Source organism: Niveispirillum sp., assembly GCF_017996735.1.
Taxonomy (GTDB): Bacteria; Pseudomonadota; Alphaproteobacteria; order Azospirillales; family Azospirillaceae; genus Niveispirillum.
Map to the genome: position 1 here is coordinate 1,526 of NZ_JAGOGJ010000059.1, position 17,462 is coordinate 18,987.

Genomic DNA, 17,462 nt, shown 5'->3' on the forward strand with positions numbered 1-17,462 from the left:
CCGGCACCGATGTGGTCACCCTGGCCGATGGCGGCAACACCCTGTCGGTCACCGTGCTGGAGACGCTGACGGGCGGCAACGGCACCGACGTCGTTCAGTTCGGTAATCTCGGCAACACCACGTCCGTGTCCGCACTGGAAACGATGCTGGGTGGCAGCGGTACCGACATCATTACCCTCACCGATCTCGGCAACAGCGTCACCATCAGCGGGCTGGAGACGCTGACGGCCAGTGCCGGTGTCGACGTCATCACCTTCGGCTCTCTCGGTAACACCACCGCCGTCCGTTTCGCAGAGTCCCTGATCGGCGATACGGGCACCGATGTGGCCATCCTGGACAGCGCCGGCAACACGCTGTCCATCAGCGGCATCGATCAGGTCATCGGCACCGGCACCGGTGAAGATCTGATCACGCTGGCGTCGGCCAGCACCCTGGCTGTCTCTCACCTGGAAACATTGATCGGCACGAGCGGGACCGACGTTGTCAGCAGCACGGGGACAATCGGTTCCACCATGCTGGTGTCGGCGTTCGAGACCTTGACGGGTGGCAACGGAACCGACGTGGTCGCCCTGTCCAGCGGCGCGACCGTCACCATCTCGGGGCTGGAGACGCTGATCGGCAGCTCCGGCAATGACCATATCGGCGTGCAGGCCGGCGGTATCACCCTGTCCGTGTCGCAGGTCGAGACCATCACCGGCAATTCCGGCAATGACATCATCACCAGTCAGGATACCGCCGGTGGTACGATGTCCGTGTCCCTGGTCGAAACTCTGATCGGCAATGGCGCCAACGATGTCGCTCTTCTGGCCAGCGGCGGCAACACGATCTCCCTGACCGGGTTCGAGGCCGTAACCGGGGGCAGCGGCACCGACATTGCCTATGTGGCGGGCAGCACCCTGACCGCCACGCTGGTTGAAACCCTGATCGGCAACAACGCGTCCGCTGCGGTCGTGCTGTCGACGAATGGCAACACCGTGACGGCCTCGGCGTTGGAGGCCCTTGTCGGCGGCGCCGGGACCGACGCGGTCACCCTGTTCGGCGACAATCAGACCACACTGGTCGATTTTGAATCCGTCACCGGGGGCACCGGCGTTGACAAGGTCACCCTGGGTAGCGGCGGCAACACGCTGCTGTTCCAGGCGCTGGAGACCCTGGCGGGCGGCGTCGGCACCGATGTCGTCACGGCGGCGGCCAGCGGCACCTTCGCCATCGCCCTGCTGGAAACCCTGACCGGCGGCAGCAATGTCGATGTCGTCACCGACACCGGAACCGCCGGCATCACCCTGGCCATACAGGGGATCGAGACGTTGTTGGGCGGCACCGGTACGGATGTCGTCACCCTGACCAGCACCAGCGGCAATAGCATCCTGGTCTCGCAGGTCGAAACGCTGACCGGCAACACCGGCATGGACAGCGTGACGCTCGGCAGCAGCGGCAACCAGATCATGGTGTCGCAGATCGAAACCATCATTGGCGGCATCGGCACCGATGTCGTGACGCTGGAAGCTTCGCTGGTCACCGTCGGTAACGTCCCGACCCTGTTGAGCAATGTCAGCGTCACCGGTGTCGAGACCCTGATCGGCAGCAAGGGCGCCGATACCGCGACCCTGGGCGGCGGCAATGATACCGTGACGGTATCGTTGATGGAGACGATCGATGCCGGCGACGGCATCGACCATATCATCATGGGCGCTGGCGGCACCCTGACGGTGACCCATCTGGAAACGCTGACCGGCAGCAGCTTGCATGATGCCATCACCCTGGGCGGCAGTTCCGGCAACACCATCACGGTCGCCGCGTTGGAGGAACTGACCGGCAGTGCCGGCACCGACATCGTGACGCTGACCAGTGCGGCCACCGATGGCAACACGCTGGCCGTCTCGCTGATCGAGACCCTGACCGGTGGCGACGGCTATGATGTGGCAGTGCTGAAAGGTGTGAATGTCGACCGGCAGATGCCCGACGGCAGCGCGACCGTGACGGTCACGATGCTGGAAGCCCTGGTCACCGTCAGCAATATCGAAGAGGTCATCGGCGCCGACGACACGGTGGACATCGTACAGTTGGGCGCCACCGGCGGCAGCACCCTGTCGGCCGTCGGCCTGGAAACGCTGATCGGCAACAGCGGCAATGACGTCGTCACCTTCACCGATAACGCGGCCACCATCCTGGTATCGGGGGTGGAGACCGTCTATACGCCCACCGAAACCCTGTCGCTGGGCGGTGCGCTGACCACCGTAACCATCTTCGTTCCCTCCGCCGTCCTCCACCTGCCGTCCACCGGCTCGACGGTCAGTGTCGATGCCTACCAGACCATCGTCGGCAATGTGGGCAAGGATGTCGTCACGCTGACCAACACTGCCGGCTCGCGGGTGGCGGTGGACCTGCTGGAGACGCTGACCGGCAGCAGTGCCGTCGAAAATGTCACCGTCATCAACACCACCGGTTCCTCCATGCTGGTCTCCCTGCTGGAGACGCTGACCGGCAATCGCGGCGAAGACCTGATCCAACTGGGCAGCGGCGGCAACACGATGGCCGTCTCGCGGCTGGAAACGCTGATCGGCGGCTCCGGCACCGATGTCATGCGCGCCAACGGCACCCTGGGCTTCACCATGATGGTGTCGCAGGTGGAAACCCTGATCGGCAGTGTCGGCACCAATGTCGTAACCGGAATGGGTTCTGGCGGCAGCAGCATGCTGGTGTCGCAACTGGAAACCGTCGTCGGCGGCGCCGGTCTGGACATGGTCACCCTGTCCACGGGCGGCAGTATGACCGTCTGGCTGCTGGAAACCGTGATCGGCAGCACCGCAGCCGATGTCATCAGGGTGGCAACGGCCAATAATGGCCTGTTCACCACGGCAGGCATCATCGACGCCGTGCTGGATGGTGGAGCCGGCAATGACACGCTGACCGGTGGGGCCGGTAACGACACGCTGATCGGCGGGGCCGGCTCCGACCGGCTGACCGGTGGCGGCGGTATCGACCTGTTCGATGTGAACGATGGCGACACCGTGACCGACCTGTCGGAAAATGAGCAGTTGCGCATCACGGGCAGCGTCTACAACGAAAGCCAGATCACGATCGTTGATAGCGGCGCCAATGCCGTGCTGACCGTCAATGGCAGCATCACGGTGACGCTGCTGGGTCGCGCCGGACTTACGCTGGACAATCTCTACACGCGGGAGAGCGCTGGCTCGACCCTGATCACCATCGACACGGTCAATCCGACCGCCGCCTCGTCCCGGCCCACCACCGCCTACGCCGCGACCGTTTCTTCCATGAGCTTCGAGGTGAAGTTCTCCGAAGTGGTCACCGGCGTGGATCTGTCGGACTTCGTCATCACCGACGCCTCCGGTTACAACCGGCCGATTTCCTACAACATGATCTCGGTCTCGGGCGGCGGCGACACCTATACCGTCACGCTTGACCAGATCGACGGCGAAGGCCAGTTGCGGCTGGATGTGCTGTCGGGCGGCATCAAGGATCTTGCCGGCAACCTGCTGACGACCCCGTTCAACGGGACCAGCGTGCATTTTGTCGACACCAAGGCGCCCAGCGATATCGCGGGGCAGTTCAGCTCCGTTCTGGAAGGGGCCGCGACCGGCACCGCTGTGGGCTCAGTCACCGCTTCCGACGTCAGCACGGTTACCTACAGCCTGTCCGATGATGCAGGCGGCCGCTTCACCATCGACCGGGTCACCGGTCTGGTCAGCGTCGCCGACGGAAAGCTGATCGATTACGAGACGGCGACCAGCCATGCCATCACGGTGGAGGCTTCCGATGGCCGTCTGACCAGTTCCCAGACACTGACCATCAACGTCGCCAACGTTCCCCCGACCGTTCCGGTCGATGCGGACCCGACCTCAAACAGCGTCGTTGAAGGGGCTGCCGCCGGCACCCTGGTGGGCGTCACGATGGCCGCCACCGATCCGGGCGGCGCCAAGCTGGTCTACAGCCTGACCGACGACGCCGGCGGACGGTTCCAGATTGATGCCACCACGGGCGTGGTCTCCGTGAAGGATGGCAGCAAGCTGGACTTCGAAACGGCGGCCAGTCACACGATCACGGCCATGGTCAGCGACGGCAAGGACAGCGTCAGCAGCCAGACCGTAACCATCGCCGTCACCAATGCCCCGCCGACCGCACCCGTGGACAGCGACAATGCCGCCAATCAGGTGGCGGAAGGGGCGGCGGCCGGCACGGTGGTCGGGCTTACCGCTCTGGCGGTCGATCCCGGCCAGTCGCCGGTCACCTATAGCCTGACCAACGATGCCGGTGGCCGCTTCGCCATCGACGCCACCAGCGGTGTGGTCACCGTGAAGGATGGCACCAAGCTGGATTATGAAGTGGCGGCCAGCCACGCCATCACCGTCCAGGCCAGCGACGGGAAGGGCGGTGTCAGCAGCCAGACCTTCACCATCGCCGTCACGAATGTCGCCCCGACCACCCCGGTGGATAACAACAACGCGGCCAACAGCGTGGCCGAAGGGGCGGCCGCCGGGACGGCCACGGGCCTGACCGTGCGCGCCACGGACCCCGGCGCCACCGCCCTCACCTACAGCCTGACCGACGATGCCGGCGGCCGCTTTGCCATCGATGCCACCAGCGGTGTGGTCACCGTGAAGGATGGCACCAAGCTGGATCATGAAACGGCGGCCAGCCACGCCATTACCGTCCAGGCCAGCGACGGGAAGGGCGGTGTCAGCAGCCAGACCTTCACCATCGCCGTCACCAACGTCGTCCCGACCGCGCCTGTCGACACGGACGCATCCGCCAATCAGGTGAAGGTGGGGGCAGCGGCCGGTACGGCGGTGGGCATTACCGCCGCCGCCACCGATCCCGGCAACTCCCCCGTCACCTACAGCCTGCTGGAAGATGCCGGTGGTCTGGTTGCCATCGACACAACGACCGGTCTGGTCACCGTCAAGGAAGGCGTAACCTGGACGGCCGACATCAGCGGCGACCGGACCGTGACGGTCCAGGCCAGCGACGGCAGCGGCGGTCTCAGCCAGCAGAGCTTCACGCTCTCCATCCTGACCCAGACCAAGGCGCCATCCGCCCCCGTCCTTGCGGCGGGCAGCGATCTCGGCGTCTCGGCCAGCGACGGCATCACCCGGACCGGCAGCCTGCTGCTGACCGGCACGGCGGAGGTCGGGGCCACGGTCAATCTGCTGATCGGCGGGACGGCCAGCGGCCTGACCGCCGTGGCCGGTGCCGATGGCACCTACAGCTTCACGGTCGATGCCAACGCGGCCGGGACACTGGTGTTCAGCGCCACGGCCACCGGCAAATCCGGTCTGGTCAGCGACCCCAGCGCCGGCACCGCCATCATCGTGGACGGCACGGCCCCCACAGTTACCGGTGTTGAACTGTTGGGCAATCCGGCCAGCGACGCCAACAGCGTCACCTGGCGGGTCACCTTCTCCGAACCGGTGGGCGGTGCCACCGCCGCCGCCTTCGGACTGACCAGCACGGGCACGGCGACGGGCACGATCGGTGGCATCAGCCTTGTTGATGCCCACACTATCGAGGTCACGGCATCCGGCCTTACGGGTGGCGGCACCGTTGCCCTGACCGTGCATGGCAGCGGCATCACCGACATTGCCGGTAACAACCTTGCCAGCGCGCTGTCCGGCGCGCCCTTCATCGTGGGTCAGACGCGGATCACGGCCACCGGCCTGTCACAGGATCTGTCCTATGTGGAGGATAGTGGCGCCATCTCCCTGGCGGGCGCCAGCCTGATCGAGGCTCCGACAAACGCCGTCCTGACGGCGACGCTGACACTGGCCGATCCCGCCCTGGGACGGATCGAGGGTGGTGGCACCTATGACCCGGCAACGGGTGTCTGGACGGCCACGGGCACGATCGCGCAGATCAACGCCGCCCTGTCGGCAGCCGGTTTTGTGCCGACATTGAATAATGACCGGTCGACCAGCGTTCTGTTGCTGGTCACGGACAATATTGCCGGCAATGCCCCGGTAAGCGGCACCATCAACCTGGCCGTGACGCCGGTGAATGATGCGCCGGTCATTGGGACAGCCATCGGTGACCAGGCGTTGAGCGAAGGATCACCCTTCACCCTGGCACTGCCCGCCAACGCGTTCGTCGAGGTCGATACGGGCGATGCCATAACCCTGTCCGCCACGCTGGCGGGTGGTGGTGCCCTGCCCTCCTGGCTGGATTTCGACGCCACGACGGGCCGGTTCAGCGGCACGCCGGGCTTCCAGGATGCGGGCACGCTGAGCGTGACCGTGACCGCGACCGACAAGGCCGGCGCCACGGCGTCGCAGACCTTTGCCCTGTCCATCGCCGACGTCAACCAGGCCCCGGTGGCTGGGGACGACACGGGCCGCGTCAATGAAACGGGCGTTCTGGTCGGCTCCGGCCTGCTGGATAACGATACCGATATCGACCAGGGCGACACGCGCACCATCATCGGCGTCAACGGCACCGGTGCGGTGGGCAGCACCCTGACGCTGGCGTCGGGTGCGAAGCTGCAGGTCAATGCTGACGGCAGCTATGTCTATGACCCCAACGGCGCCTTCAAGTATCTGCCGTCGGGCACCACGGGCCAGGACAGCTTTACCTACACCATGGCCGACAAGGGTGGGCTGACCTCCACGGCCACCGTCACCATCATCATCGATGGTGAGAATAACGACCCGCTGATCCAGGCACCCAAGCAGGTCACCATCGCCAAGAATTCCGGTGCCATCGGCCTGTCCATTGACATGCCGGTCGATCCGGACGGCAACGCGTTGTCGGTCACCATCGGTGAATTGCCCAGCCACGGCGTGCTGCAATATGCCGATGGCCGGCCCGTGGCCCTGGGATCGGTGCTGTCGGCGGCGGAACTGGCGGGGCTGACCTTCCGCGTCGATCCCGGCTTCTCCGGCTCGGCGGGCCGCGTCACTTATTCCGTCAGCGACGGGCAGAAGGATTTGACCAGCGCGGTGGATATCGCCATCGCCGAGGAGCAGTTGATCTCCATCGCCGTCAAGGCGGGCACTTCGTCCGTCCAGGTGGAACCGACGGCGGATGAACTGGTTGCCTACACCTTCACGATCAGCCGCACGGCGGGTCAGACGGCGGCCACCGACGGCACGGTCAGCGTCAACTGGCGCATCAATGCGGGCGGCGGCATCGACCGGTTCGACTTCGCGGGCGATGTGCTGCCGTCGGGCACCGTCACCCTGGCACAGGGTCAGTCCAGCCAGGATATCACCATCCTGGTCCGGGCCGACTCCCTGATCGAAGGGGACGAAACCTTCACCGTGGCGCTGGATGGGCTGACCGCGACGGGCTTGGTCCTGACACCGCGCATCAACGATCCCTCCACCGCCAGCGGCACCATCCTGGACGGTGTGCGCGACCGTCTGCCGCCGCAGGTGACCGATGTCGGCGCACCGGCGGGCGGGGTCCGCTTCCCCGGCGACAGCATCGACATCACCCTCACCTTCAGCGAGGCGGTAACCGTCACCGGCACCCCATCCCTGGGCCTGTTGATCGGGGACGCGGCGCGTCAGGCCGTTTATGTGGGTGGATCGGGCGGCAATGTCCTGACTTTCCGCTATGTGGTGGGCAATGGCGATGTGGATGGCGACGGTATTTCCGTGGCCGGCCTGATCACCGGTGCCGATGGCATCCGCGACGCGGCCGGCAATACCGCCGTGCCGAACTTCAGCCTGTCCGGTGCTGATTTCGCCGACATCGTGGTCAACTATGTCCGTGGCAAGACGGTCGACGGCTATATCAGCGGCGCCCAGGTCTTCGCCGACACCAACGGCAACGGACTGTTGGACGCGGGCGAGGTCAGCGCCATCACTGATGCCGCCGGCAATTACGCGATCGCGGGTGGCAGCGGCGTCTACATCATGGTGGGCGGTACCGACATCTCCACGGGCCAGCGCTTCGAAGGCGTTTATGAGGCCCCTGCACGTGCCACCGTCATCAACCCGCTGACCAGCGCCATCGTCGGGCTGGCGGGTCGTCAGGCGACCGTCGAGGCCAATCTGGCGGCGGCGGCACAGTTGAAGGCGGCGTTGGGCATCGATGCGGGTCTGGACCTGCTGAATGTCGATCCGTTGCAGGCGGCCACCGCGCCCGGCGCCACGGCGACCCAGGTGGCCCGCGCGGTGGAAGCCCAGGCGGAGGCCGTGAAGATCGCCAATCTGATCGTGGATGGCACGGCCGTGATGAACGGTGCAGCCACCGCGACGCTGGCCCCCGGACAGGCGGGTCAGGCGGTCCTGGACGCACTGGCCGACGCCATCCGCGCGCTGCCGGCCGGCGCCACCCTGGATCTGGCCGACAGCGCCACGCTGGCCGGCATCCTGCGCGGGGCGGCGGCACGGCTGCCCGGTGTCGACGCGGCCAAGGTGAACAGCCTGTCCGCCGCCGCCGGCACCATCATCGCGGCCGGCAATGCCAAGATCGAAGCGGCTTCCGCCACTACCGATCCGCTGGCGGCCCTGACTGCCATGGCCCGTGTACAGGTCGTGATGCAGACAGATGCCGTCACGGCCCTGCGCGATGGTGTGGCTGCCGGCAGCCTGGAGGCAGCCCTGGCCAGCCTGACGGGCGCCAGCCTGGATGCCGCCATTGCCGGGACAAACGTGGGGACCATCATCCCCACCCGCCTGTCGATCACTGCCCTGGACAGCGTCAAGGCGGAAGGTGACAGCGGCATCACCGCCTTCACCTTCCAGGTTACCCGCACGGGCGCCGACCTGCGCGCCGCTTCCGTCGATTACCATGTCAGCGGCAATTCCGGCCTGGATGCGGCTGATTTCGGCGGCATCCTGCCGTCGGGTACCGTCAGCTTCGCGGCTGGGGAGACCACGAAGACCATCACCATCAATGTCAGCGGCGATGGTCTGGTCGAAGCGGATGAACGGTTTACCGTCTCCCTCTCCAACGCCACGGGCGGCATGGACATCCAGGGTGGCCAGGCCAGCGGCATCATCCTGAACGACGACCCGGCCAGCCCGCGCGTCACCGCCCCGGATGCCACCGCCGTGCTGGCGGGCCGCAGCAGTCTGGTCAGCGGCATCGCCGTCCAGGCCGCCCGCAGCGGCACGGTCATGGTGACCCTGACCGCGACGGGCGGGGCCATCACGCTGGTGGGTCCTGCCAGCCAGAGCCGGGGCAGCGGCAGCGTGACCCTGACCGGCACGCTGGCGGATGTGAACGCCACCCTGGCCGGGCTCTATTTCACGCCCGATGGCAGCGGCGCCGCCGGCTCGCTGCGCATCGTGGCGGGCGACGGTTCGGTCCCGCTCAGCGACGACCGCACCATCGCGGTGCGCGTGGCGGTGGCACCGGAAAATATCCTGCCGGTGAAGCCGACCGTGGTGGCCGGCGTGCCGCAGGAAATCATCGGCATCAGTGTCGCCGATACCGACAGTCCTGCCCTGACCGTCACCCTGACGCCGACTGACGGCATCGTCACGGTCACCCGCTTCGGTGATGTGACAGTTACGGAAGGGGCGAACGGCGCCCTGATCCTGGCGGGCTCGACGGCCGCAGTGCGGCAGTCGCTGGCCAGCGTGGAATTCACCGGCCTGCTGGGCCGTCCGACGGCCACACTGCGCATCGAAACGGATGACCGCGACGACATCACGCCGAATGACAGCGATCTGATCACGATCGAGGTGCTGCAACCGCCGCAGACCACCGCACCGGATGGCGTCACCGTTCCGCGCGGGGCGGCGACCGCCATCACCGGTATCAGTGTGGCGGATGCGGACAGTCCGGTCCTCTCCGTCACCCTGACCCCGACCGACGGCACTGTGGCGGTGACACTGGCCGGAACCGCCAGCCTGACCCAGGTCAGCGACACCGTCATCCGCATCACGGGCAGTGCGGCGGACGTTAATGCCACACTGGCCACCCTGCTGTTCACCTCCCGCGACAATGTCGCCACGGCGCAGCTTCTGGTTCAGACTTCCGATCTCGACGCCCGCACGGCCAACAGCGAGAAGGTCGTGACCATCACCGCCGTGGAGGATGTGTTGCGCCTGCCGGCCTCGGGCGCCACGCTGTCCGTCGACCGCTATGCCACGATCATCGGCAATATCGGCCAGGACGTGGTCACCTTCACCCGCACGGCCGGCACCACCATGGCGGTGACCCAGCTTGAAACGCTGATTGGCAGTGCGGCCCATGACGTGGTGACCAGCACGGGCACCAGCGGCTTCACCATGAATGTGCAGATGCTGGAAAGCCTGACGGGGTCGCCGGCCACCGACCTGATCTATCTGGGTGGCGGGTCCGGCACCATGTGGCTGCAGGGCATCGAAAGCCTGGTGGGCACCGCGGGTCGCGATCACATCACCCTGGGCGATGGCGGCAACGACATCGCGGTGACGGGCCTGGAAACCCTGATCGGCGGTGCGGGCATCGACCGCGCCACCCTGGCCGGCAGCGGCGCCACGATCAGCGTCGAAGGCATCGAAAGCCTGATCGGCGGTGCGGGCACCGACTTCGTCTTCACCGGTCCGGCTGGCGGCTCGCTGTGGGCCAAGGGCATTGACGTGCTGGTGGGTGGCAAGGGCATCGACAGCGTGCAACTGGCCGATGATGGCAACAGCCTGTTGGTCCGTGGGCTGGAAACATTGTTGGGCGGTGCAGGTACCGACATCGTGACGCTGGGCAATGGCGGCGCGACTATGCTGGTCAGCGGCATCGAAACCCTGATCGGCGGTGCCGCGAAGGACGTGATCACCCTGGGCAGCCAGGGCGGCATCGTCCGCGTCAGCGGGATCGAGACCCTGACCGGCGGCACCGGGGCGGATATCGTCACCGTGGCCGACACCAAGGCCATCCGCTTCGAAGGCGGGGCCGGGGCCGACCAGATCACGCTGGGTACCGGCAATGCCGCGGACCAGATCGTCTATCGCAATGCCGATGATGGTGCGCTGGCGGGGGCCAATACCGGCTTCGACCAGATCACCAACTTCCAGACCGCGAGGGACAGCCTGGTTCTGGCCGGTAGCCTGCGCAGCCAGTTGGACCGCAACGGCGACGGCGTGGTCCAGGGGGCGGACCGCGCCACGGGCCAGATCAACATGGCGACGGACGAGGTGGTGCGCCTGACCACCGCGACCAGCAGCCTGAACGATGACAGTCTGACCGCCATCCGTACCGCCATCGGCGCCCTGAACAATCCGCAGGCGGGCGGCAGCGTGATGGTGCTGGCCAGCGATGACAAGGACACCGGCATCTTCGTGGTCACGAAGACCAACGGCGACCAGAACATCGCGTCCAGCGAAATCAAGCTGCTGGGTGTGGTGTCGAACGCCAGGCTGGGGACGGGCAACATCACCTTCGGGGGATGATCCATCTTGCTGACAAAGGGGGCCGACCGGTGCCAAGGTACCGATCGGCCCTTTTTTATCTGATGCCCCATCGGTCAATAATCTTGACCGATGGCATCCGCGCCGATGGGTGCGGCGGCGGCACATGCCGCCGAAGCCTTTGATCCCGATCAGTCGGGGATAAAGGCCGCTGGTATGTGGTTGCAGTTGGGGATTGGGATTGGCGCAGAATCTGGCATTGACCTGGCAATTGACGGAGATTCACGGTTGGGGCCTGGTGGGTGTCCATACCGCCCTGTGTCTGGTGGACCGCCATCAGCCGCCGCTGCTGCTGGAAAAGCCGGCCTTCATCACCATGCGCCCGTCCACCCGTGAAAGGCTGGAAGGCCTGATGGAGGGCTATACCCAGATCAGCGCACTGTCGGCCAAACATGGCGGCAAAAAGCTGAAGCTGCATGACTGTACGGCGCTGCATGCCCTGGGTAACGGCTTCACCCCCGGCCCGCCATCGGAGCTGTATCGTGGCGGGGACGGCAATATCGGCGTGATCGCGTTCGAGGATACGCGGCTGGACACCGCCACCCTGAACCGGGCGCGCATCTACGACCGTATCATCGTCCATTCCAGCTTTAACCGCGACCTGCTGCTGGACCGTGGCCTGCCCGATGTCCGCGTGGCGCTGCAGGGCGTGGACCCATCGGAAATGCCCCTGCTGCCGGCCACCGGCCTGTTCGGCGACCGGTTCGTCGTCTTCTCCGGCGGCAAGATCGAATATCGCAAGGCCCAGGATGTGGTGCTGGCCGCCTTCCGCCTGTTCCAGGCCCGCCATCCCGACGCGCTGCTGGTCACCGCGTGGCACAATGCCTGGCCCCACACCTCCGCCGACATCGCGGAATCCCCGCTGACGCCCAAGGCCCCGCGCATCGACCCCACCACGCACAAGCTGCGTATCGCGGAATGGGCCGCCGATCATGGGGTGCCGCCGGAAAGCTTCGTCGATCTGGGTTTCCTGACCCGGGCGCAGATCGCGCCGATCCTGGCCGAATGCCATGCCGCCCTGTTCCCCAATCGCTGCGAAGGGGCGACCAATCTGGTGGCGATGGAGGCCATGGCCTGCGGCGTGCCCGTGATCCTGTCGGCCAATACCGGCCACCGCGACCTGATCCGCGACGGCAATTGCCTGCCCCTGACCCAACAGACACAGGTGCCCGACCGACATGGCAACCGCCAGGGCTGGTGCGACAGTTCGGTGGAAGAAGCGGTGGCGCATCTGGAGACCCTGTACGCCGACCGCAAGGCCGCCCGCGCCATGGCCGACCGTGGCAAGATCTTCATCCGCACAGAACGCACATGGCGCGATTTCGCCGAAAGCTTTATCGATGCGGCAGCATGAACAGGTGGGGGTGATGCCATGACCGCGTTGACCATCATCACGGGCGGGGCCGGCTTCATCGGCTCCAACCTCGCCGCCGCCCTGGCTGAGCGCGGGGAAGAGGTCGTGATCTGCGACCGGCTGGGCCGTGGCGACAAATGGCGCAACCTGGCCAAGCACCTGATCACCGGCTTCGTGGCGCCGCAGGAACTGCCCGGCTGGCTGTCGGCGCGGGCCGGGTCGGTGAAAACGGTTATCCATATGGGGGCCATCTCGGCCACCACGGAAACCGATGCCGACCTGATCACCGACACCAATATCAAATTCTCCACCCTGCTCTGGGACTGGTGTACCGCGCATCAGGTGCCGCTGGTCTATGCCTCTTCGGCCGCCACCTATGGCGACGGGGCGCAGGGTTTTTCCGACGACAATGATCCGGCGGCCCTGGCCGCCTTGCGCCCGCTGAACGCCTATGGCTGGTCGAAACTGGCCTTCGACCGGTTCGTGGTCGATCAGGTGCGCCGGGGCCGCCGCCGGCCGCCGCAATGGGCCGGCCTGAAATTCTTTAACGCCTATGGTCCCAACGAATATCACAAGGGCGAGATGATGAGCGTGGTGGCCAAGAACCACACCATCGCGGCATCCGGCGGGCGCGTTCACCTGTTCAAATCGCACCGGCCCGACTATGCCGATGGCGGACAGTTGCGCGACTTCGTCTATGTCCGCGACTGCGTGGACGTTGTCCTGTGGCTGCTTGACCATCCGGCGGTCAACGGCATCTTCAATGTCGGGTCGGGGCAGGCCCGGTCCTTCGCCGACCTGATGGCCGCCCTTTACCGTGCCGTAGGCCGCGCGCCCGCGATCGATTATATCGACATGCCGGAGCCTCTGCGCGCCAGGTACCAGTATTTCACCCAAGCAGACCTGGGACGCCTGCGCGATGCCGGTTACACCGCACCCATGACAGGGCTGGAGGAAGGGGTGAGCGACTATGTCCACCGTTTCCTGTCGCAGCCCGACCCGTACAGGTAAGAACATGGACGCCTACGCCCAGGCCGTCGCCCATCACCGCGCCGGACGCGGCCCGCAATCCATTGCCGCCGCACGGCAGGCGGTGGTGGAGGCACCCGACGATCCGCTGGCCCACAATCTGCTGGGCGTTTGCCTGACCTCGACCCCACCGACGGCGGAGGGTATCCAGGTTCTGCGCGCAGCCGTGGCCCGCTGGCCCAACCATGAACATCTGGTCACCAACCTTGCCCTGGCGCTGCAAAGCGCTGGGGAACAGGGGGAGGCCTGGCGCTATCTGCGGCATCTGCTGGTATTGAACCCGGCCAGCGCCCTGGCCTGCGACCGGCTGGGCTTTCTGTGCAATACCTGGCGCGGCGACCGGGAACAGGCCGCGCGGCTGTCCGACCGGGCCGCGCGCCTGTCGCCGCAGGATGAGGGCATCCGCATCAACCAGTCCCTGGCCTGGGCACCCCATGATCTGGACCGGACCATCCTGGCGCTGGATGCGGCCACCATTGTGAACCCGCAGAACACCTACCCCTATGTGCAACGGGCGGGCGCCCTGCTGCGCCGGGGCCGCTGGCAGGCGGCCCTGCACCCGCTGCGCCGCGCGCTGAAACTGGACCCGACCAACGACGACGCCATCAAGCATGCGCTGCGCTGCCAGCGCTACCACGCGGCCAGCCAGTCGGCCGCCGCCCAGGGGCCGGGCCCCGGTGACGGCCTGCTTCTGCGCGGCCCCTTCTCCACCGCCAGCGGCTATGCCCACATGGGCCGTCGCTATATCCAGACCCTGCGCCGGCAGCAGGTGCCGTTGCAGGTGATCGGCGTCTTCGGGCATGAGACCTGGGCCGACGAACCGCTGGAGGCACCGGTGGGGGCCAAGGCCGCCATCAACATCATGGTGCCGCTGGCGGTGGAACCGATCCCCGGCCTGGCCACCATCCTCTATTCCATGTTCGAAGGCCCCCGTATCTCCCGCACCTGGGCGAAGCAGAGTCTGGCCGCCGACATGGTGATTGTGCCCACGGAAAGCTCCCGCGTCGCCTGGGCGTCGCAGGGCTATCCGGAGGACCGTATCCGCGTCTGCCCGCTGGGCGTGGATGCCGAACCGGCCGCGGCCGACGCCCCGCCCCTGACCCTGGTGGACGGCCATGGCCGCCGGGTCGACAGCTACCGCCACCGGTTCCTCAACGTCTCCGACGCCATTCCGCGCAAGAATCTGGACGGGGTGCTGCGCGTCTGGCTGCGCGCCACCAACCGGGACGACGATGCCGTGCTGATCCTGAAACCCGGCAAGGGCGGGACCGAGGCGGCGCGCCGTCACCTGCAAAACATCGTGCGGCAGACACAGGACCATGTGGGCCGCGCCTTCACCGACGCCGCCCCCATCGTGCTGATCGACCAGCCGTTGAGCGAGGCGGAGATGACGGGCCTGTTCCGCACCGCCAACCATTATTTCAGCCTGTCGCATGGCGAGGGCTGGGACCTGCCGCTGTCCAAGGCAGGGGCCATGGGCATGGGTCTGATCGCGCCGGCCCATTCCTCCTACCTGGATTATCTGGATGAACGGTTCGCCCGCCTGATCCCCTGTACCACCGGCCCGGCCCACCTGCCCTACAGCACCGAGCCATGGGAACCCTTTTTTGGCCTGGACTGGTGGAACCCGGATGAAACGGTGGCGGCCGGGATCATTTCGGACATCATCGCCGGCCGCGACAAGGGCCTGCCCGATGCCAGCGCCCATCTGCTGGGCAATTTCACTTGGGACCAGGCCGCGCGCAAGCTGCGCCGCATCCTGGCCGACGCCGGCCTGCTGCGCCAGGGGGATAGATCGTGAGCAACCTGTTCGAAACCGCAGTGGCCCACCACCGGCAAGGCAACCAGCGGGAAGCCGAAAACCTTTACAAGGCGGTCCTGACGGAGAACCCGGACCATCCCTTTGCCAACAATAACTATGCCATCCTGCTGCGGTCACAGCGGCGGTGGGAAGAGGCGATAGCCTGCTATGGCCGCGCCATCCGTGCCAACCCCGACGATGCCTCGGTCTATAACAACCTGACCTGTCTGCTCACCGACCTGGGCCGCGACACCCAGGCCGCCAGGGTTGCCATGATGGCCATCGCGCTGAAGCCCGACTATGCGGAGGCCTGGTTCAATCTGGGCAACATTCTGCGCAATCTGGGCGGCGGCGATCAGGCGCAGCAGGCGTATCGTCGTGCCATCCGGCTGCGCCCCGACATGGCGGAGGCCTGGTCCAACCTGGGCGATATGCACAAATCGGCCTCCGAACTGACCCAGGCGCTGGAATGTTATCGCACGGCCATGCGCCTGCAGCCGAACCTGCCCCAGCCTTATGTCAATCTGGGGGAGGTGTTGAAGGAACAGGGACGCGTTACCGACGCGATCACCCTGTTCCAGCATGCGCTGGAAATGCATCCCACCCTGCCCTTGCTTCATTCCAACATGCTGTTCGCATTGCACTACACGCCGCATGTCCCGCCAGAGGTGATCTTCCGCGCCCATCGCCATTGGGGGGAGCGTCATGCGGCGGCACTGGCGCCGGAGGCCCCCTACCCCTTCGTCAACGACAGGACGCCCGGTCGTCGCCTGCGCGTCGGTTACGTCTCGCCGGATTTCTGCGGCCACGCGGTCTCCTGCTTCCTGGAACCGCTGCTGCGCGGGCATGACCGGTCCCAGGTGGAGATATTCTGCTATCCGCTCTCCAAACGGAATGACGCGGTCACCAACCGGTTCCGTTCCATCACGGGTCACTGGTTCTCGCTGACCGACCTGACCGATGAAGAGGCGGTGGACCGTATCCGTGCCGATGGCATCGATATTCTGGTCGATGTGGCCGGTCATACCTGCGACTGCCGTCTCCTGATCTTCGCCCGCCGGGCAGCCCCGGTGCAGGTCACCTGGCTGGGCTATCCCGATGGCACCGGCATGACGACCATGGATTACAGGCTGACCGACGCGATCGCCGACCCGCCGGGCGTCACCGACAAATGGTATCTGGAAAAGCTGGTTCGGCTGGAGGATGGCTTCCTTTGTTTCCGGCCCGCCCTGGACACCGCACCCTCATCCGATCTGCCGGCGCGTCGCAATGGCTATGTGACCTTCGGATCGTTCAACAATAATGCCAAGATCACGCCGGAGGTGGTGGCTCTCTGGTCGACGCTTCTGAAGCGGGTGCCGACCGCCCGCCTGACCCTGAAAAGCCGTTCCTTCGCGGACCCCACCACCCTTGCCCGCTATCGAAACCAGTTTCGGGACGCCGGTATCACGGATGAGCGGGTGGACCTGTTGCCGCAGATACCGGACCAGAGCGACCATCTGCGCGCCTATGACCGCCTGGATATCGCACTGGACCCGTTCCCCTATAACGGAACGACGACCAGTTGTGAGGCGTTGTGGATGGGCGTGCCGGTCGTCACCCTGCTGGGCACCCACCATGTCGCCCGCGTAACGGCCAGCCTGCTGCACCGGATCGGGCTGGACGATCTGGTGGCACCGGACATGGCGGCCTATGTCGATATCGCCGCCCGGCTGGCAAGCGACCTGGACCGCCTGGAAACACTGCGCCGGACCCTGCGCCCGCTGATGCAGGCCAGCCCGCTTTGTGATCCCTATGGTTTCGCGGCGCAGGTCGAACAGGCCTACCGACAGATGTGGCGGGACTGGGGGAAGCGCTAAGGCGTATCGCTGGCGCCGCGTCCGGTTAACCGAATGCAGTGCCAGAGGAGTTTGGGAGAGAA

The 17,462-nt window shown here is 66.2% G+C and carries 5 protein-coding genes; all 5 read left to right on the top strand.

From position 1 onward, the window contains the following. The first annotated feature begins 11 nt into the window (after positions 1-11). Positions 12-11,339, top strand: a complete 11,328-nt coding sequence (locus tag KBA48_RS18150) for a cadherin domain-containing protein (protein WP_292908946.1) — start codon at positions 12-14, stop codon at positions 11,337-11,339. 199 nt (positions 11,340-11,538) lie between these two features. Beyond that, the gene (locus KBA48_RS18155; protein ID WP_292908947.1) at positions 11,539-12,711 is read left to right on the top strand and encodes a glycosyltransferase family 4 protein; all 1,173 of its coding nucleotides are present in this window, start codon (positions 11,539-11,541) and stop codon (positions 12,709-12,711) included. A gap of 27 nt (positions 12,712-12,738) precedes the next feature. Continuing rightward, positions 12,739-13,722, top strand: a complete 984-nt coding sequence (gene rfaD, locus KBA48_RS18160) for an ADP-glyceromanno-heptose 6-epimerase (protein WP_292908991.1) — start codon at positions 12,739-12,741, stop codon at positions 13,720-13,722. Positions 13,723-13,726: 4 nt separating this feature from the next. Then, positions 13,727-15,541 carry a tetratricopeptide repeat protein gene (locus tag KBA48_RS18165; RefSeq protein WP_292908948.1) on the top strand — a complete coding sequence of 605 codons (1,815 nt, stop codon included), beginning with the start codon at positions 13,727-13,729 and terminating at the stop codon, positions 15,539-15,541. After that, positions 15,538-17,400 (top strand): tetratricopeptide repeat protein, encoded by a 1,863-nt coding sequence (locus KBA48_RS18170; protein ID WP_292908950.1) that lies wholly within the window; start codon positions 15,538-15,540, stop codon positions 17,398-17,400. Before KBA48_RS18165 ends, KBA48_RS18170 begins: the two co-directional genes overlap by 4 nt. The last annotated feature ends 62 nt before the right edge of the window (positions 17,401-17,462 follow it).

Bases quoted from the DNA above. Each gene is read 5' to 3' on its own strand.
- KBA48_RS18165 (WP_292908948.1), top strand. From the start codon at position 13,727: ATGGACGCCTACGCCCAGGCCGTCGCCCATCACCGCGCCGGACGCGGC.